At 52.7% G+C, this 18562-nt stretch carries 23 protein-coding genes; 11 read left to right on the forward strand and 12 right to left on the reverse strand.

All coding sequences use genetic code 11. The annotated features are described in order from the left end of the window. Window positions 1–59: 59 nt before the first annotated feature. From mnmL to mtgA, 4 genes are all read left to right on the forward strand, one after another. Window positions 60–989: a tRNA modification radical SAM protein MnmL/YtqA gene (gene mnmL / locus OGY13_RS06900; protein ID WP_213752434.1), complete on the forward strand. Its 930-nt coding sequence runs from the start codon at window positions 60–62 to the stop codon at window positions 987–989. A 193-nt stretch (window positions 990–1182) separates the two neighbouring features. After that, on the forward strand, window positions 1183–3519 hold the full coding sequence (arcB, locus tag OGY13_RS06905; RefSeq protein ID WP_020996355.1) for an aerobic respiration two-component sensor histidine kinase ArcB: 2337 nt from the start codon (window positions 1183–1185) through the stop codon (window positions 3517–3519). Window positions 3520–3748: 229 nt separating this feature from the next. Then, a complete protein-coding gene (elbB, locus tag OGY13_RS06910) occupies window positions 3749–4402 on the forward strand; it encodes an isoprenoid biosynthesis glyoxalase ElbB (RefSeq protein WP_213752423.1) in 654 nt (217 codons plus the stop codon). Further along, the gene (mtgA, locus tag OGY13_RS06915; RefSeq protein ID WP_003828772.1) at window positions 4399–5118 is read left to right on the forward strand and encodes a monofunctional biosynthetic peptidoglycan transglycosylase; all 720 of its coding nucleotides are present in this window, start codon (window positions 4399–4401) and stop codon (window positions 5116–5118) included. The genes elbB and mtgA overlap by 4 nt, the downstream gene beginning before the upstream one ends. A gap of 66 nt (window positions 5119–5184) precedes the next feature. On the opposite strand, the gene npr is transcribed toward mtgA, so the two are convergent. From npr to OGY13_RS06970, 11 genes are all read right to left on the reverse strand, one after another. Then, window positions 5185–5457 carry a PTS phosphocarrier protein NPr gene (gene npr / locus OGY13_RS06920; RefSeq protein ID WP_003828770.1) on the reverse strand — a complete coding sequence of 91 codons (273 nt, stop codon included), beginning with the start codon at window positions 5455–5457 and terminating at the stop codon, window positions 5185–5187. After that, complete coding sequence (gene rapZ / locus OGY13_RS06925) at window positions 5454–6308, reverse strand: RNase adapter RapZ (RefSeq protein ID WP_003025085.1); 855 nt, start codon at window positions 6306–6308, stop codon at window positions 5454–5456. The genes npr and rapZ overlap by 4 nt, the downstream gene beginning before the upstream one ends. Window positions 6309–6353: 45 nt before the next feature. Then, window positions 6354–6845, reverse strand: a complete 492-nt coding sequence (ptsN, locus tag OGY13_RS06930; protein WP_003025083.1) for a PTS IIA-like nitrogen regulatory protein PtsN — start codon at window positions 6843–6845, stop codon at window positions 6354–6356. Window positions 6846–6928: 83 nt separating this feature from the next. Then, the gene (gene hpf / locus OGY13_RS06935) at window positions 6929–7216 is read right to left on the reverse strand and encodes a ribosome hibernation promoting factor (protein WP_003025078.1); all 288 of its coding nucleotides are present in this window, start codon (window positions 7214–7216) and stop codon (window positions 6929–6931) included. Window positions 7217–7238: 22 nt separating this feature from the next. After that, the gene (gene rpoN, locus OGY13_RS06940; protein WP_213752435.1) at window positions 7239–8672 is read right to left on the reverse strand and encodes an RNA polymerase factor sigma-54; all 1434 of its coding nucleotides are present in this window, start codon (window positions 8670–8672) and stop codon (window positions 7239–7241) included. 46 nt (window positions 8673–8718) lie between these two features. After that, on the reverse strand, window positions 8719–9444 hold the full coding sequence (gene lptB / locus OGY13_RS06945) for an LPS export ABC transporter ATP-binding protein (protein WP_003828761.1): 726 nt from the start codon (window positions 9442–9444) through the stop codon (window positions 8719–8721). Window positions 9445–9450: 6 nt separating this feature from the next. After that, complete coding sequence (gene lptA, locus OGY13_RS06950) at window positions 9451–9999, reverse strand: lipopolysaccharide ABC transporter substrate-binding protein LptA (protein WP_003828759.1); 549 nt, start codon at window positions 9997–9999, stop codon at window positions 9451–9453. Continuing rightward, a complete protein-coding gene (gene lptC / locus OGY13_RS06955; RefSeq protein WP_008785932.1) occupies window positions 9968–10543 on the reverse strand; it encodes an LPS export ABC transporter periplasmic protein LptC in 576 nt (191 codons plus the stop codon). Before lptC ends, lptA begins: the two co-directional genes overlap by 32 nt. Then, window positions 10540–11106 carry a 3-deoxy-manno-octulosonate-8-phosphatase KdsC gene (gene kdsC, locus OGY13_RS06960; protein WP_103014946.1) on the reverse strand — a complete coding sequence of 189 codons (567 nt, stop codon included), beginning with the start codon at window positions 11104–11106 and terminating at the stop codon, window positions 10540–10542. The genes lptC and kdsC overlap by 4 nt, the downstream gene beginning before the upstream one ends. 20 nt (window positions 11107–11126) lie before the next feature. Beyond that, entirely contained in the window at window positions 11127–12113 is a 987-nt protein-coding gene (gene kdsD / locus OGY13_RS06965) for an arabinose-5-phosphate isomerase KdsD (RefSeq protein WP_003025063.1), read from the reverse strand. A gap of 13 nt (window positions 12114–12126) precedes the next feature. Continuing rightward, on the reverse strand, window positions 12127–13104 hold the full coding sequence (locus OGY13_RS06970; protein ID WP_003828751.1) for a calcium/sodium antiporter: 978 nt from the start codon (window positions 13102–13104) through the stop codon (window positions 12127–12129). 215 nt (window positions 13105–13319) lie between these two features. Here OGY13_RS06970 and mlaF point away from each other — a divergent pair, with 215 nt between their 5' ends. The 7 genes from mlaF (at window position 13320) to murA (ending at window position 18168) form a co-directional block, all read left to right on the forward strand. Continuing rightward, a complete protein-coding gene (gene mlaF / locus OGY13_RS06975) occupies window positions 13320–14132 on the forward strand; it encodes a phospholipid ABC transporter ATP-binding protein MlaF (protein WP_003828749.1) in 813 nt (270 codons plus the stop codon). A 7-nt stretch (window positions 14133–14139) separates the two neighbouring features. Further along, entirely contained in the window at window positions 14140–14922 is a 783-nt protein-coding gene (mlaE, locus tag OGY13_RS06980) for a lipid asymmetry maintenance ABC transporter permease subunit MlaE (protein WP_003025053.1), read from the forward strand. A 4-nt stretch (window positions 14923–14926) separates the two neighbouring features. Beyond that, a complete protein-coding gene (gene mlaD, locus OGY13_RS06985) occupies window positions 14927–15484 on the forward strand; it encodes an outer membrane lipid asymmetry maintenance protein MlaD (protein WP_003828747.1) in 558 nt (185 codons plus the stop codon). Between the two features lie 18 nt (window positions 15485–15502). Further along, the gene (mlaC, locus tag OGY13_RS06990; protein ID WP_008785928.1) at window positions 15503–16138 is read left to right on the forward strand and encodes a phospholipid-binding protein MlaC; all 636 of its coding nucleotides are present in this window, start codon (window positions 15503–15505) and stop codon (window positions 16136–16138) included. Next, window positions 16138–16431, forward strand: a complete 294-nt coding sequence (mlaB, locus tag OGY13_RS06995) for a lipid asymmetry maintenance protein MlaB (RefSeq protein WP_048236850.1) — start codon at window positions 16138–16140, stop codon at window positions 16429–16431. The genes mlaC and mlaB overlap by 1 nt, the downstream gene beginning before the upstream one ends. A gap of 169 nt (window positions 16432–16600) precedes the next feature. Next, the gene (ibaG, locus tag OGY13_RS07000) at window positions 16601–16855 is read left to right on the forward strand and encodes a BolA family iron metabolism protein IbaG (protein WP_003025040.1); all 255 of its coding nucleotides are present in this window, start codon (window positions 16601–16603) and stop codon (window positions 16853–16855) included. A 53-nt stretch (window positions 16856–16908) separates the two neighbouring features. Next, complete coding sequence (gene murA, locus OGY13_RS07005; protein ID WP_003839949.1) at window positions 16909–18168, forward strand: UDP-N-acetylglucosamine 1-carboxyvinyltransferase; 1260 nt, start codon at window positions 16909–16911, stop codon at window positions 18166–18168. 56 nt (window positions 18169–18224) lie between these two features. Here the strand turns inward: murA and sfsB are convergent, their stop codons facing one another. After that, a complete protein-coding gene (sfsB, locus tag OGY13_RS07010; RefSeq protein ID WP_003025035.1) occupies window positions 18225–18509 on the reverse strand; it encodes a DNA-binding transcriptional regulator SfsB in 285 nt (94 codons plus the stop codon). Window positions 18510–18562: the final 53 nt, after the last annotated feature.

Consider the following 18562-nt stretch of genomic DNA (forward strand, 5'->3'; position numbering starts at 1 on the left):
CCGACTGGGGCAAAAAATGGCAGGCTTTGGCCTCTTTTCAAGGCGCGGTCTACCAGATTATGCAGTTACAGAAATTAGTCAATATGTTTGGTGGGGATCTTTCTCGCCGTTACGGGCAAAAGGTTCATAAACTCACGCTTCACGGCGGCTTTAGCTGTCCAAATCGTGATGGCACCATCGGACGTGGCGGGTGTACTTTCTGCAATGTCGCCTCGTTTGCCGATGAAGCACAGCAGCACCATTCTATTGCCGAGCAGCTTGAGCATCAGGCGCATCTGGTCAATCGCGCGAAACGCTATCTGGCCTATTTCCAGGCCTATACCAGCACCTTTGCTGAAGTGCAGGTGCTGCGTTCGATGTATCAGCAGGCGGTTAGCCAGGCCAGTATCGTCGGGTTATGCGTTGGGACGCGCCCCGACTGCGTGCCGGATGCGGTACTCGATCTGCTTTGCGAGTATAAAGACCTCGGCTATGAGGTATGGCTGGAACTCGGTTTGCAAACCGCGCATGACAAAACCCTGCATCGTATTAACCGCGGCCATGATTTTGCCTGCTACCAACGCACTACGCGACTGGCACGCGAGCGTGGGCTGAAAGTGTGCTCGCACCTGATTGTCGGTCTGCCGGGAGAAGGGCAGGCAGAATGCCTGCAAACCATGGAACGTGTAGTGGAGACGGGTGTTGACGGTATTAAGCTGCACCCGCTGCATATTGTGAAAGGCAGTACGATGGCGAAAGCCTGGGAAGCCGGGCGGCTGAACGGAATTGAACTGGACGACTATACGGTTACCGCCGGGGAGATGATCCGTCATACGCCGCCAGAGGTGATTTATCATCGAATTTCCGCCAGCGCGCGCCGCCCAACGCTGTTGGCACCGCTATGGTGTGAAAACCGCTGGACCGGGATGGTCGAACTGGATAAGTACCTTAACAAGTACGGTGTGCAAGGCTCGGCGCTCGGTACGCCATGGATTCAGCCGGGGAGCTAACTCTCCGTAGGCCGGATAAGCAAAGCGACATCCGGCAATCTGCGCCTGCTTGCCTGATGGCGCTTTGCTTATCAGGCCTACGATGGCCTCTCCGCGGTCATTTCACCGATAACCTCCGCATTTCTTGCACAATCTTCAACGTCACGCTGAGAATTGAGTATTATTGTGCCAAGTTGTCGTGAAGGAACCCTCTATGAAGCAAATCCGTATGCTGGCGCAATATTACGTCGACCTGATGATGAAGTTAGGTCTGGTGCGCTTTTCGCTGCTGTTGGCGCTGGCTCTGGTCGTGTTGGCAATTGTGGTGCAGATGGCTGTCACCATGGTGCTGCATGGCCAGGTAGAAAGCATTGATGTCATCCGTTCTATCTTTTTTGGTCTGTTAATTACCCCCTGGGCCGTCTATTTCTTGTCTGTGGTGGTGGAGCAACTTGAGGAGTCCCGGCAACGCCTGTCACGACTGGTACAAAAGCTGGAAGAGATGCGCGAGCGCGATCTCAAGCTCAATGTGCAGCTGAAAGATAATATTGCCCAGCTCAATCAGGAAATTGTTGAGCGTGAAAAAGCCGAAGCAGAGCGCCAGGAAACATTCGAGCAACTGAAGGTTGAAATCAAAGAGCGCGAAGAGGCGCAGATCCAGCTTGAGCAACAGTCTTCCTTTTTACGCTCTTTCCTTGATGCCTCGCCGGATCTGGTTTTTTATCGCAATGAAGATAAGGAGTTTTCCGGCTGTAACCGTGCCATGGAGCTGCTGACTGGCAAAAGCGAAAAGCAGCTGGTGAACTTAAAACCGGCTGACGTTTACTCTCCTGAAGCGGCTGAAAAGGTGATTGAGACCGACGAGAAGGTGTTCCGCCATAATGTTTCGCTCACCTACGAACAGTGGCTGGACTACCCGGACGGGCGCAAAGCCTGCTTTGAAATTCGCAAAGTGCCTTACTATGACCGCGTAGGTAAACGACATGGTCTGATGGGCTTTGGGCGCGATATTACCGAGCGTAAGCGTTATCAGGACGCGCTTGAGCGCGCCAGCCGCGATAAGACCACCTTTATTTCTACCATCAGCCACGAGCTGCGCACCCCGCTTAACGGCATTGTCGGCTTAAGCCGGATCCTGCTGGATACGGATCTAACCGCGGAGCAGGAAAAATACCTGAAAACAATCCACGTCTCTGCTGTGACGCTGGGGAATATATTCAACGATATTATCGATATGGATAAGATGGAGCGACGTAAAGTCCAGCTCGATAACCAGCCAATCGATTTCACCAGCTTTATGGCGGATCTGGAAAACCTCTCTGGCCTACAGGCGCAGCAAAAAGGGCTGCGCTTTGTGCTTGAGCCGACGTTACCGCTGCCGCATAAGGTCATTACCGACGGAACGCGTCTGCGTCAGATCCTGTGGAATCTGATCAGCAACGCCGTGAAGTTTACCCAGCAGGGGCAGGTGACCGTGCGGGCGCGCTATGACCAGGGGAATATGCTGCATTTCGAAGTTGAAGATTCCGGCATCGGCATTCCGCAGGATGAGCAGGATAAAATCTTCGCTATGTATTATCAGGTGAAGGACAGCAACGGCGGTAAACCGGCAACGGGGACAGGGATTGGTTTGGCCGTGTCGAAGCGTCTGGCGAAAAACATGGGCGGTGATATTACGGTTTCCAGCCAGGCAGGAAAAGGGTCCATCTTTACGCTAACCGTGCATGCCCCCGCGGTAGCGGAAGAGATTGAAGATGCTTTTGAAGACGATGAAATGCCGCTGCCAGCCCTGAATGTGCTGCTGGTAGAAGACATTGAGCTGAACGTTATTGTTGCGCGCTCCGTGCTGGAAAAATTAGGCAACAGCGTGGATGTCGCGATGACCGGGAAAGCCGCGCTGGAAATGTTTACGCCGGGTGAATATGACCTGGTGCTGCTGGATATTCAGCTACCGGATATGACCGGTCTGGATATCTCGCGGGAGCTCACGCAAAAATACGCCCGTGAAGATCTGCCACCGCTGGTTGCACTCACCGCCAACGTACTGAAAGATAAAAAAGAGTATCTGGACGCAGGCATGGACGACGTGCTGAGTAAGCCGCTGTCGGTTCCGGCGCTAACCGCCATGATCAAAAAATACTGGGATACCCGAAACGAAGAGGAGAGCACTGTGACATCTGAAGAAAGCAGTAAATCGCAAGCGCTGTTAGATATTCCTATGTTGGAACAATACCTCGAGCTGGTGGGACCGAAGTTAATTACCGACGGGCTGGCGGTATTTGAGAAGATGATGCCGGGATATTTGAGCGTGCTGGAGTCCAACCTGACGGCACGGGATAAAAAAGGTGTTGTTGAGGAAGGCCATAAAATTAAAGGCGCAGCAGGTTCAGTGGGGCTGCGTCACCTGCAACAGCTAGGTCAGCAAATCCAGTCGCCGGATCTTCCTGCCTGGGAAGATAACGTTGCTGAATGGATTGAAGAGATGAAGCAGGAGTGGCAGCACGACGTGGCAGTATTAAAAGCCTGGGTGGCGAGCGTGGAAAAAAAATGACCCCGGCTTGACCGGGGTGCGCGAATACTGCGCCAACACCAGGGAAATCGTGGCTGCGCCGTAAATTATTATCATTGTTTACAAGGGCGCAGCCCTAATTTTCAGGCCGCACGCAGTTAAGATAGCAAATCTTAAATAATTTGTTACATGAATCAGTTAAATGTGTGAAGCGTAGCATTTAAATCATAATAACTAATATGTTTCAGCCAGTTGAGAAAGGAGTATTGCGATGAAAAAAGTGGGTGTAGTGCTCAGCGGATGCGGCGTGTATGACGGTGCAGAGATCCATGAAACTGTTCTCACGCTTCTGGCGATTGCCCGCAACGGCGCTCAGGCTGTCTGTTTCGCACCAGATAAACAACAAGCGGATGTGATTAATCATCTGACCGGCGAGCCGATGCTGGAAACTCGCAATGTGCTGATTGAAGCCGCGCGTATCACACGTGGTGATATTCGCCCACTTGCGCAGGCAGTCTCATCGGAACTGGATGCGTTGATCGTGCCGGGTGGGTTTGGTGCGGCCAAAAATCTGAGCAATTTTGCCAGTCAGGGCAGCGAATGCCGGGTTGACAGCGATTTAGCCGCGCTGGCGGTGGCCATTCATCAGGCGGGTAAGCCGTTGGGGTTTATGTGCATTGCGCCTGCCATGTTACCTAAAATTTTTGACTTCCCGCTGCGTCTGACCATCGGCACTGATATCGACACGGCAGAGTTGCTGGAAGAGATGGGCGCTGAGCATGTGCCTTGTCCGGTTGATGATATTGTCGTCGATGAAGACAACAAAATCGTCACCACGCCTGCCTATATGCTGGCGCAGGACATCGCTCAGGCTGCGAGTGGCATCGATAAACTGGTATCGCGTGTGCTGGTGCTGACTGAATGAGAAAAGGAGTAACCGCCTTTCTGCGACGTATTTTTCTGCGGGTGGTGGTTGTCCTCGCCGTATTCTGGGGCGGGGGCATCGCACTTTTCAGCGTGATGCCTGTGCCTTTCTCGGCGGTAATGGTCGAGCGACAGCTGGGCGCATGGCTGTCCGGTGATTTCGGCTATGTGGCGCACTCGGACTGGGTGAGCATGGATGAGATCTCACCGTGGATGGGACTGGCGGTGATTGCTGCGGAGGACCAGAAGTTTCCAGACCACTGGGGGTTTGACGTCACCGCCATAGAGAAAGCGCTGGCGCACAATGAACGCAATGAAAACCGCATTCGCGGGGCGTCAACGTTATCGCAACAGACGGCGAAAAACCTCTTTCTGTGGGATGGACGTAGCTGGGTGCGTAAGGGCCTTGAAGCCGGGCTAACGCTGGGTATGGAAACCGTCTGGAGTAAAAAACGTATTCTGACCGTCTATTTGAATATCGCCGAGTTTGGCGATGGGATATTTGGCGTGGAGGCGGCGGCGCAACGGTATTTTCATAAACCGGCCAGTCGGTTGAGCCTGTCTGAAGCGGCCTTGCTGGCAGCAGTATTGCCCAATCCTTTGCGTTTTAAGGCGAATGCGCCTTCTGGTTATGTGCGTAACCGCCAGGCCTGGATTATGCGCCAAATGCGCCAGTTAGGTGGTGAGTCGTTTATGCGGGAAAATAAGCTGTATTAGCGTAGTTATTGCCGGATGCGGTGTAAACGCCTTATCCGGCCTACTGGCTACGTTCTGTGTACTCGATTAATCTTCATCAAACCCTGAATTAAACAGGGCAATCACTGCGGCCAGGGCTTCTACTTCCTGTGGTCCCGTGGCTTCGACTTCTATCTGACGCCCTTTGGCTGAATCCAGCATCAGCAGAGCGATAACGCTGTTGGCCTCGGCTTCCGTTCCTTCATCATTACGCAGCAAAACTTCTGCTTCGAAACCCTGCATCAATTCAAACAGTTTCATCGCTGGGCGGGCATGCATGCCCAGCTTATTGGTGATTTCAACGGTTTGCTTCACGGTCATGATTTACGTTTTTCCAGCGTACGATGGCGTGACTGCACGTTTTTACCGCGTGAGCGGAAGTAGTCTGCCAACTGCTCAGCAATATACACCGAACGGTGTTTCCCGCCGGTACAGCCGATGGCTACGGTAAGGTAGCTACGGTTGTTGGTCTCCAGCATGGGTAACCATAGCTCAAGATAGCTGCGAGTCTGGTAAATAAAATTGTGTACTTCTGTGTGCCTGTCGAGGAATGCGGCGACAGGGCGGTCAAGACCGGTCATTGGGCGCAGCTTCGGATCCCAGTGTGGGTTAGGCAGGAAGCGCACGTCAAAGACGTAATCCGCATCAATCGGGATACCGTGTTTGAAACCAAAGGATTCGAATACCATCGTCAATTCACGTTCACGTTTACCCAGCAGTCGGGTACGTAACATTTCTGCCAGTTCGTGTACGGACATTTCGGAGGTATCAACGATCAGGTCAGCGCGAGAGCGCAGAGGCTCCAGCAAATCGCTTTCCTTATCGATAGCGCTTTCCAGAGACAAGTTCTTGCTGGAGAGCGGGTGTAAACGGCGCGTGTCGCTGTAGCGACGAATCAGCGTGTTACGGTCTGCATCAAGGAACAGCAGCTGTGGTGAGAAACCCTCGGGCAGATTATTCATTGCCTGCTCAAAAATTTCCGGGGACTCAGGCATGTTGCGCACATCAATGCTGACGGCCGCAGAAATCTGGCGATCGGCCAGTGTACGAGCCAGATCGGGCAACAGCACTACGGGAAGGTTATCCACGCAGTAAAAACCCATATCTTCCAGCGCACGCAGGGCGACAGATTTACCTGACCCTGAACGGCCGCTGACGATCATCAGTACCATGTACTGTTTCTCCTCACAACGACAAAAAAGGATGCCATTGGGTTGTTATGCTTCATCCTGTCCACCTTCGGTGTCCGTGATGATTTGATACAACTCCTGGTCACTCTGCGCGGCGCGCAGACGACGACAGATGGTTTTATCTGCCAGACGTTTTGCGACCAGTGACAACGTATGCAAATGCGTCTTGGTTTGGTCTGCCGGGACCAGCAGGGCGAAAAGCAGATCGACAGGTTGATTATCAATGGCGTCGAAGGCGATAGGTGTTTCGAGTTGAACAAACACACCAACCGCGCGCATCGTGTCTTCTTCCAGCTTTCCGTGCGGGATAGCAATACCATTACCGATGCCGGTACTGCCCATTTTTTCACGCGTCAGAATGGCTTCAAATACCACCTGAGAAGGCAAGCTAAGCTGTTTTGCCGCAAGTTCGCTGATGATTTCCAGTGCGCGTTTCTTGCTTTGGCAATGAACGCCTGCGCGTGTACATTCCTGGTTAAGAACAGTGCTCAGTTGTAGAGTCGTATCGTTATTTGTCATAATTTCACCTAAGCGCTAACTGTACAAATGGCCCGTTGTGCTACACAACAGGCCGTCCTGCACCCGCTAACTGCCCGGACAAGTTAGTGCTGTTTCAGTTTATCTTTATGTTTTGTTAACTGCCGAGCCAGTTTATCAATTAAACCGTCAATGGCGGCGTACATATCCTGACCTTCCGCGCTGGCATGAATTTCGCCACCGTTCACATGCAGTGTTGCATCCGAGATATGTGTAACCTTCTCCACTTTCAACACAATATAGACCTGATTAATCCGGTCGAAATATTGTTCGAGCTTGGCAAATTTTGTATTCACAAAATCGCGCAGGGCTTCGGTGATTTCGACGTTGTTTCCAGTGATGTTGAGCTGCATAGTGTCTTCCTTATCGGTTGGGTCACACCAGCTGTTTGCGCTGGTTAGACGGCGGAATGGATAAAGACTCTCGGTACTTCGCAACGGTGCGGCGCGCCACCATGATACCCTGTTCTGACAGCATAGAGGTTAACTTGCTGTCACTCAGCGGTTTCGCGGGGTTTTCCGCAGCAATTAATTTCTTCACCAGCGCACGGATAGCTGTGGATGAGGCTTCACCTCCGCCTTCAGTGTTAACGTGACTGGAAAAGAAATACTTCAATTCAAAAATGCCGCGCGGACTGTGCAGATACTTTTGCGTGGTCACACGGGAAATGGTCGATTCGTGCATCTCGACGGCCTGGGCGATATCCGCCAGCACCATCGGTTTCATAAACTCTTCGCCTTGCTCAAAGAAAGCTTGCTGCTGCTCAACGATGCAGCGGCTGACGCGCAGCAACGTATCATTGCGGCTTTCCAGGCTTTTAATCAGCCACTTCGCATCTTGCAGATTGCTACGAATAAACTGGCTGTCGGCATCGTTACGCGCGCTATTGCACATGGCGGCGTAGTGCTGGTTAATCTGTAAGCGCGGAATGCTGTCGCCGTTGAGTTCGACCACCCAGCGATCGTTATGCTTACGCACCAGCACATCCGGAATGACGTACTCCGGCTCGCCGGTCTGGATCGATTGCCCAGGTCTTGGATCCAGCGACTGAATAAGATTGACGGCTTCTTTCAGCACGTCTTCTTTCAGCCGGGTCACGCGCATCAGGGAGCGGAAGTCATGGTTGGCTAACAGATCGAGGTGATCGCTGATGATCAGGCGCGCTTCTTCCAGCCACGGCGTGGCTTTATCAAACTGCGAAAGTTGGATCAGTAAGCAGTCACGGAGATCTTTGGCGGCTACGCCAACGGGATCAAAGCGCTGAACGCGTTTAAGCACGGCTTCGATTTCGTCCATACCGACGTCGTCATCGCCCATGCTTTCGAGAATATCGTCCAGGGTCACGGTGAGATAACCGGTTTCGTCTACCGCATCTACAATGGATGTCGCAATGGCGCGATCGGTATCCGAGAACGGGGTCAGTTCCACTTGCCACATCAGGTAATCCTGTAGTGATTGCGTGGTCTCACCCTGATACACAGGCAGTTCGTCGTCGATGTAATCTCCGCTGGTGCCCGAAGGCGTCCCGGCGGTGTAAATTTCATCCCAACTGGCGTCAAGCGGCAACTCCTCAGGCATCTCTTTTTGTTCGAGAGCATCTGCGGTGTCGAGGGTTTCGCTGTCCTGTTTTTCCTGGGTATCAATTTCGTCGTGAAGATCGGTTTGCTCGAGCAGTGGGTTACTTTCCAGCGCTTGCTGAAGTTCTTGCTGAAGTTCCAGCGTGGACAGCTGCAACAGACGGATAGCCTGTTGTAGCTGAGGCGTCATCGCCAGTTGTTGGCTAAGCCTGAGTTGCAAACCTTGCTTCATGTTCAGAGTTGTTTTCTCCTGCAGTGACGTGAAGTCTTCTACCCTATCAGAGTCTGAAGTCTTCCCCAAGGTATACGCGCTTAACGTGCTCATCCTGCAGTATTTCTGTTGGCGTGCCGTGCGCGATCAGGTGCCCCTGACTTACGATATAGGCGCGCTCACACACTGCCAGCGTTTCGCGGACGTTATGGTCGGTAATCAGCACGCCAAGGCCGCTGTCGCGCAGGTGTTCGATGATCCGTTTAATATCAATAACAGAAATCGGGTCAACACCGGCAAACGGTTCATCCAGCAGGATAAATTTCGGATTAGCGGCCAGTGCGCGAGCGATCTCCACGCGGCGTCGTTCACCACCGGAGAGCGACTGACCTAAGCTGTCACGCAGGTGCTCGATGTGGAATTCTTCCATCAGCTCGTTGGCGCGATCTTCCCGCTGCTCGCTGGTCAGATCGTCACGAATTTGCAGCACCGCCATCAGGTTATCAAACACGCTCAGGCGACGGAAAATAGACGCTTCCTGCGGTAAGTAGCCGATGCCGCGACGCGCGCGCGCATGCAGAGGCAGCAGACTGATGTCTTCGTCATCAATGATAATGTTGCCCGCATCGCGCGGGACAATGCCGACTACCATGTAAAAGGTTGTTGTCTTGCCTGCACCGTTAGGACCGAGCAGACCGACGATCTCCCCGGAGTTGACGGTCAGACTGACATCTTCAACCACACGACGGCCTTTATAGGCTTTTGCAAGGTTCTTTGCAGTTAATGTTGCCATAACGAATCAGTTACCTTTTTTCTCTGCCGGAGCCTTGTTTTTGTCCTGCAACTGCGACGGAACCAGAACGGTGGTGACGCGTTTGCCTTTATCGCTGAAGGCCTGCATTTTCTGCTCTTTTACCAGATAAGTGATCTTATCGCCCGTGATGTTGCTATCGAGCTGTTCCAGATACGCCTTGCCGGTGAGAACGACAAAGTCTTTCGCCAGTTCATAGTGCATCTGAGAGGCGTGGCCTTTAACCGGTTTACCGTTGTCCTGCATCTGGTAAAACGTCGCTGGATTGCCATAGCCATCAATCACTTCTTTGCCGTCTTCACCGCCAGGACGGGTCACGACGACTTTATCGGCGTTAATTTTGATGGTGCCCTGAGTCACAATCACGTTGCCAGTAAACGTCACCACGTTGCCCTGCATATCCAGGGACTGCTGGTCCGATTCAATGTGAATCGGCTGCTCGGTATCGCCGGTGACGGCAAATGCCGGAATGCTGGCGGCCAGAAGTGAGCTGGCAAGTACAAGATTAAGGCTGAGTTTGTTTGTTTTGGATTTCATATGAGGTTCTAACCTTTTCAATCAGCTCGGCGTTCTTGCTGCGTAAGTTGCCGCGCATCTTCAGTCCGCTGGAGTTAAATGTTGTGCCATACAACGTCACCAGATCATCGGAAGTGACGTCTTGTGTCACCAGGTTAATCTGCGCGTTATCGGTCGTAATTCTGCGTAGTTGAGAGTCAGGCACCAGGGCGTTAACCTCAACATGGCCGTACAGATACAGCATCCGATCGTTGGTCAATTTGGCTTTATCGGCCTTGATCGTCCAGGTCGGTACTTTATCCTTATCAAACGTGGTTAATACCGGTTGAGTAAACCACGAAACCGCTTGTTCCGAATAATATTCAACGTGTTGTGCGATCAAGTGATAGCTCAGCGCGCCTTCCGGACTATACACGACGGTATCAGTATGTTCGCTCTTATAGGTTGGCTCGTTGTTATTGACGACGACCTGAGTGGTGTCATCTTTGTCTGCCAGATTAATACCAATCATCACAAGGACAGCCAGCGACAGTAGAATGATAACCCAACGTCTGGTTTTGCTCATATCGATTGCCCTTTGGCCTCGTCCAGTTTGCCCTGCGCCAGGAGTAATAAATCGCAGACTTCACGCACAGCGCCACGTCCACCATCAATGCGGGTGACATAATCGGCTCGCGGGATCAGCAAAGGGTGGGCATCTGCCACCGCGACGCTTAATCCCACTTTAGCCATCACCGGCCAGTCGATCAGGTCATCGCCAACGTAGGCGACATTCTCCGGCGCGATCGACAGTTTGCTAAGGAGATCGCCAAAGGCAACCAGTTTGTCTGACTGCCCCTGATACAGGTGGGTGATCCCCAAAGTGGCACAGCGATCTTCTACAAGTTTAGCCTTTCGTCCGGTAATAATGGCAACCTCAATACCGGAAGTGAGCGCACAGCGAATTCCGTAACCATCACGGACGTTAAAAGCCTTCAGCTCTTCACCGTTGTTGCCCATATAAATCAGACCATCAGACAGTACGCCATCCACATCCAGGATCAGCAAACGGATGTTTTCTGCCCGGGTGATAACGTCTGCGCTGACGGGTCCATAACAGGTCGCAAGCGACGCACCTGCTTTACTCATTTTCGTTATCCTTGAGTTTCTTACACTACACCTGCACGCAGCAGATCATGCATATGTAACACACCGAGTAACTGGTCGCCATCAGCAACCATTACCGAGGTGATATGGCGGGACTGCATTAAGTTCAGGGCATCGACGGCAAGAATACCCGGACGCACGCGAATGCCTCCAGGGGTCATCACATCGGCAATGCCTAACTGGCGTACATCAACGCCCATATCGAAGACACGACGTAAATCGCCATCGGTGAAAATACCGTCAATCTTCATGGCATCATCGCAAATGACGGTCATGCCGAGATTTTTACGCGTGATCTCAATTAAGGCGTCACGCAGGCTGGCGTTTTTGGTCACATGCGGGATCTCGTCGCCCGTATGCATAATATCGTTAACGCGCAGTAAAAGCTTACGGCCCAGTGCGCCACCGGGATGAGACAACGCAAAATCTTCCGCGGTAAAGCCGCGCGCTTTTAATAATGCCACCGCTAGGGCATCGCCCATCACCAGTGTTGCTGTCGTACTGCTGGTCGGCGCCAGGCCTAACGGACAAGCTTCCTTGGGCACTTTAACACACAGATGCACATCTGCCGCACGCGCCATACTGCTTTCAGGACGACCGGTCATGCAGATAAGCGGTACATGAAGACGTTTTAATACCGGGATCAGCGCCGCTATCTCATTGGATTCACCGGAGTTAGAGATGGCGATGACCACATCCTGCGGCGAGACCATACCCAGATCGCCATGTGCGGCTTCGCCTGGGTGTACAAAAAATGAGGGGGTGCCGGTGCTGGCAAATGTGGCTGCCATTTTCCGCCCAATATGGCCGGATTTCCCCATTCCCATCACCACCACTTTGCCCGGGCAGCTGAATATTTTCTCGCATGCGAGGGTAAAATTTTGGTTGATGTACTGATCAAGCTCCGCCAGGCCTTCACGTTCAATTGCCAGGACTTCCTTGCCTGCTTGCTGAAAGTCAAAACCCGGTTGCAACTCTAAGTGCGACATAATGCGTTTCCAGTTATCCAACGAGAAGTGGCGATAACCAATACAGCATCGCCAGCCATATGATAAAACCGCCGGTCAGCAGCGCACCTGCGCCGCGACCAATCTGGCGCGGACGTCGCCAGCAGAGTAGTGCAAAAATCACGCTCACCAGCAGCATGACGCTATAGTCACGGGTGAAGGCCATCGGATTGACTTCACCCGGCGTAATCAGCGCCGGTAGCCCGAGGACGATAACGATATTAAAAATGTTTGCGCCGATAATGTTACCGACGGCAATATCATTTTCACCTTTACGCAGACCCGCAATCGCTGTTGCCAGCTCCGGCAGGCTGGTACCAATGGCGACCACTGTCAGCCCGATAGTAAGTTCGCTCATGGCGAAATAGTTCGCCAGTACGGTCGCGTTGTCCACCACCATACGTGTTGCCATTGGCATGATAATCAGCGCAATGCCCAACCACAAAAATGCGACCGGTAATCCGCCTTCGCGCGGCAGCTCAGCTATCTGCTCACGTGTCAGGCTGTCATTGCCTTGTCGCTCGGCCAGACGGGCGATTTTAACAATGAATAGCAGCCATAGCACGGCCAGAAGCAGAAGAAAGAAACCGTCGCTGCGGCTTAACTGCCCGTCATACAGGACGGATGCAGCTAAAATACTTACCAGCAACATTAGCGGTAATTCACGACGCAGAACATCAGAATGCACGGTAAAAGGATGAATCAGCGCCGACAGGCCTAAAATAAGCAGAATGTTGGTGATGTTAGAACCTATAGCGGTCCCGACAGCCAGATCGAGTTGCCCATTCATCGATGCGGCAACGGAGACAATTATCTCGGGTAACGACGTACCCATGCTGACCACGGTCATTCCGATGATAATGGGAGGAATACCGAAGTTTCGACATAAAATGGATGCAGCAAATACCAGACGGTCGGCACCGTAGACCACCAGAAGTAAACCAATTATTAACAGCGCCGTCGCTAAAAGCATCTAAAGTCCTTTCTTCAGGTATACTCGCCGGTCCACTTGAAGGATCTTCTGGAAGCCGTAACGAAGTCTTAATTTTGACTTTATGCGGCTAAAAAGTAAAACAAATGCCAGCTTTCGCTAACCAGGACAGGCAATAATCTGTAAATATGTTGAGTTCATGGCTAAATTGAGCGCCAAACTCTTCGATCAACGAGGCAATAGTAAAGGATGAATCAATGGGGCAGTCTGTGGCGAATCTAGTCGATATGCGCGATGTCAGCTTTTCCCGGGGTGACCGCTGCATCTTTGATAATATTTCCCTGACGGTACCGCGCGGTAAGGTGACGGCGATCATGGGGCCATCAGGCATCGGCAAAACGACGCTGTTGCGTCTGATTGGCGGACAGATCCCCCCGGATAAGGGCGAGATCCTGTTTGACGGTGAGAACGTCCCGGCCATGTCTCGTTCGCGTTTATTTACCGTGCGTAAGCGCATGAGTATGCTGTTTCAGTCTGGTGCGCTATTTACCGACATGAATGTGTTTGACAACGTCGCGTACCCTCTGCGCGAGCATACGACGTTGCCAGCGCCGTTGCTGAAGAGCACGGTGATGATGAAGCTCGAGGCCGTCGGCCTGCGGGGTGCGGCCAAATTAATGCCTTCTGAATTATCCGGTGGGATGGCGCGTCGCGCCGCGTTAGCACGTGCTATCGCGCTGGAGCCAGACCTCATCATGTTTGATGAGCCGTTCGTCGGCCAGGATCCCATCACCATGGGCGTTCTGGTGAAGCTGATTTCAGAACTGAACAGCGCGCTGGGCGTCACCTGTGTGGTGGTATCCCATGATGTGCCTGAGGTACTGAGTATTGCGGATTACGCCTATATAATGGCGGACAAAAAAATAGTGGCCTACGGTAGTGCTCAGGCACTACAAGAAAATGCCGATCCGCGCGTACGCCAGTTCCTGGACGGCATTGCCGATGGACCGGTTCCGTTCCGTTACCCGGCGGGCGACTACCACATCGATTTACTCAAAACAGGGAGTTAAGCCACCCATGTTGTTAAATGCGCTGGCATCACTCGGACATCGGGGAATAAAAACCCTCAGGACGTTCGGGCGAGCCGGATTAATGTTGTTCAATGCGGTTGTCGGCAAGCCGGAGTTTCGCAAACATGCGCCGCTGCTGATCCGCCAGCTCTATAATGTCGGTGTCTTATCGATGCTGATCATTATTGTTTCTGGCGTGTTCATCGGTATGGTGCTGGGGTTGCAGGGATACCTGGTGCTGACGACCTACAGCGCGGAAACCAGCCTCGGTATGCTGGTGGCACTGTCATTGTTACGTGAGTTGGGACCGGTTGTTGCGGCGCTGCTGTTTGCCGGGCGGGCCGGGTCGGCCTTAACCGCAGAAATTGGCCTGATGCGGGCGACCGAACAGCTTTCCAGTCTGGAGATGATGGCCGTCGATCCACTGCGCCGGGTGATTTCCCCACGTTTTTGGGCTGGCGTCATTTCATTGCCGCTGCTGACGATTATTTTTGTCGCAGTGGGTATCTGGGGTGGTTCACTGGTTGGCGTAAGCTGGAAGGGTATTGATGCAGGCTTCTTCTGGTCGGCTATGCAAAATGCCGTCGACTGGCGTCTGGACCTGGTTAACTGTCTGATTAAGAGCGTGGTGTTCGCCATTACGGTCACCTGGATTGCATTGTTCAATGGTTATGATGCGATCCCGACCTCTGCCGGGATTAGCCGGGCAACGACACGCACCGTTGTGCACGCCTCTCTTGCCGTTCTGGGGCTGGATTTTGTGCTGACCGCACTGATGTTTGGGAATTGAGTTCATGCAAACGAAAAAAAATGAAATTTGGGTCGGGTTATTCCTGCTGGTTGCGCTGCTGGCAGCGCTGTTTGTTTGCCTGAAGGCGGCGAACGTTACCTCAATGCGTACTGAGCCGACTTACACGATTTATGCGACCTTTGATAATATCGGCGGCCTGAGAGAGCGTTCTCCGGTGCGGATTGGCGGGGTGGTAGTTGGACGCGTATCGGACATCTCGTTAGATCCGAAAACGTACCTGCCGCGTGTGACGCTGGAAATCGAATCGCGTTTTAACCATATTCCTGACACCAGTTCTCTGAGCATCCGTACTTCCGGTCTGCTGGGCGAACAGTATCTGGCATTGAATGTGGGTTTTGAAGATCCTGAGCTGGGAACGTCTATCCTCAAAGATGGCGGTACGATTCAGGACACGAAATCCGCGATGGTGCTGGAAGATATGATTGGTCAGTTCCTTTACAACAGCAACAGTAAAGGTGATGACAATAAGAATTCTGGCGATGCGCCAGCCGCAACTGACGGCAATAATGAAGCCACTACGCCTGCGGGCGCAACGAAATAATCTCAGGAGAATCGACGTATGTTTAAACGATTGATGATGGTGGCTATGCTGGTGATTGCCCCGCTTAGCGCAGCAACTGCAGCCGACCAAACGAACCCGTACAAACAGATGAATGAGGCGGCGCAGAAAACATTTGACCGTCTGAAGAATGAACAGCCTAAAATCCGCGCAAACCCGGATTACCTGCGTCAGGTTGTCGATCAGGAACTGTTGCCATACGTGCAGGTTAAATATGCGGGTGCGCTGGTACTGGGGCGCTACTACAAAGATGCGACCCCTGCTCAGCGTGAAGCCTATTTTGCCGCATTTCGTGAATATCTGAAGCAGGCCTACGGCCAGGCTCTGGCGATGTACCATGGCCAGACTTATGAAATTGCACCAGAGCAACCGCTGGGTGATGCGACCATCGTGCCTATCCGCGTAACCATCATCGATCCAAACGGTCGTCCTCCGGTACGTTTGGATTTCCAGTGGCGTAAAAACTCCCAGACCGGTAACTGGCAGGCTTATGACATGATTGCTGAAGGCGTAAGTATGATCACCACCAAACAAAATGAGTGGAGCGATCTGCTGCGTACCAAAGGTATTGATGGCCTGACGGCGCAGCTGAAATCTATTGCTCAGCAGAAAATCACTCTGGAAGAGAAAAAATAATGACGCAGTCACTCACCTGGTCGCGTGAAGGTGACAAGCTGGTGCTGGTGGGGGAGCTGGATCAGGACGTGTTAAACCCATTATGGGATGCACGAGTTGAGGCGATGAAAGGAGTATCCTGCATCGACCTGAACCAGGTATCCCGGGTAGATACCGGCGGTCTGGCGTTACTGTTGCATCTGATTAATCAGGGCAAGCAGCAGGGAAACAGCGTTTCGCTCACTGGTGTTAACGATAAAGTGTACACGCTGGCGCAGCTTTACAATCTGCCTGACGACGTCCTTCCGCGTTAATTTTTCCAGGCCGGATAAGGTCTTGTGCCGCTATCCGGCAAAACCCCTGAGGGGGATCTGCCACTAAAGCCTTGTCTGATTTATCAGCGAGGCTTTTTGCTTATTTATGACAGCGCCACTTTGCTCTAAGATGTTGGGCTGTTTTCACTATCTGACGAATGAAGAGCCCATGGAAAATAATGAAATTCAGAGCGTGCTGATGAATGCACTCTCCCTCCAGGAAGTCCACGTTTCTGGCGACGGCAGTCACTTTCAGGTTATTGCCGTGGGTGAGATGTTTGAAGGCATGAGCCGGGTCAAGAAGCAGCAATCGGTCTATGGCCCGTTGATGGAGTACATTGCGGACAACCGCATTCATGCCGTGTCGATTAAGGCGTTTACCCCAGCGGAATGGGCGCGCGATCGCAAACTTAACGGTTTTTGAGCTACGGGTGATGTGCCGGTAGCGAAGATAAATTCTTAACAGAGAACAGAATAATGGATAAATTTCGTGTTCAGGGGCCAACTAAGCTCCAGGGCGAAGTCACAATTTCAGGCGCTAAAAACGCCGCACTGCCGATCCTGTTTGCGGCGCTGCTGGCTGAAGAACCTGTAGAGATCCAAAACGTCCCGAAACTGAAGGACGTCGACACATCAATGAAGCTGCTGAGCCAGCTGGGTGCGAAAGTTGAGCGTAATGGTTCTGTGCACATCGATGCGCGTGATGTGAACGTCTTCTGTGCGCCGTACGATTTGGTGAAAACCATGCGTGCATCCATTTGGGCGCTCGGGCCGCTGGTTGCCCGCTTTGGTCAGGGCCAGGTTTCACTGCCGGGTGGCTGTACCATTGGCGCGCGTCCGGTTGACCTGCACATTACCGGTCTGGAGCAGTTAGGCGCGACAATTAAGCTGGAAGAAGGCTATGTGAAGGCGTCCGTTGATGGCCGTCTGAAAGGCGCGCATATCGTCATGGACAAAGTGAGCGTCGGCGCGACGGTCACCATCATGTGCGCAGCAACGCTTGCCGAAGGCACCACCATCATCGAAAACGCTGCGCGCGAGCCGGAGATTGTGGATACCGCGAACTTCCTGATTGCGCTGGGCGCGAAGATCACGGGTCAGGGCACCGATCGTATTACCATCGAAGGCGTTGAGCGTCTTGGCGGTGGTGTTTATCGCGTTCTGCCAGATCGTATCGAAACCGGTACCTTCCTGGTGGCGGCGGCAATTTCTCGCGGCAAGATTATCTGCCGTAATGCACAGCCGGACACGCTGGATGCCGTTCTGGCGAAGCTGCGTGATGCGGGTGCGGATATTGAAGTGGGTGATGATTGGATCAGCCTTGATATGCACGGTAAACGTCCGAAAGCGGTCAATGTGCGTACTGCACCGCATCCGGCATTCCCTACCGACATGCAGGCCCAGTTTACATTGCTGAACCTGGTGGCAGAAGGGACCGGCTTCATCACGGAAACCGTGTTTGAGAACCGCTTTATGCACGTGCCTGAGCTGAGCCGTATGGGCGCTCACGCAGAAATCGAAAGCAATACCGTGATTTGCCACGGCGTGGAAACGCTCTCTGGCGCACAGGTTATGGCGACCGATCTGCGCGCATCTGCAAGCCTGGTGCTGGCAGGGTGTATTGCTGAAGGTACGACGGTAGTCGACCGTATTTATCACATCGATCGCGGCTATGAGCGCATCGAAGATAAACTGCGTGCGCTGGGCGCAAACATTGAGCGCGTGAAAGGCGAATAATCGTCAACGTCTCTTGTAACCCCCAGTTCAGTTGGCCGGGGGTTACAGCTCAATGTTCATTCCGGATTCTTTTTCTCTCTGCGACTCCTCATCATCCGCGTTCTGTCGATGAACTCATGCGTTTTGGCATCGTGATAGCGTGACGGCCAAATCACCCAGGGGTCAGTTCCCAGTGCCCGGGCGATAATCAACTCACCTTTTGGCCATGGTCTCGTTAACGCATTGGCCAGCGTTGATGAACTCAATCCATTTTTACGTGATTCAGCGGCCATTGAGGTCCCTTTCTTGCGCAGTCCGGCGATGATGTCGGCCGGATGCCAGTCAATCAGCTTGCTTTCCATCAATTCATCTCTCCTTTGGTTAACGGCTTACGGTTTCACGATCGGTTGTGCCG

The sequence above is a fragment of the Citrobacter sp. Cpo045 genome (assembly GCF_030332875.1).
Taxonomy (GTDB): domain Bacteria; phylum Pseudomonadota; class Gammaproteobacteria; order Enterobacterales; family Enterobacteriaceae; genus Citrobacter; species Citrobacter portucalensis.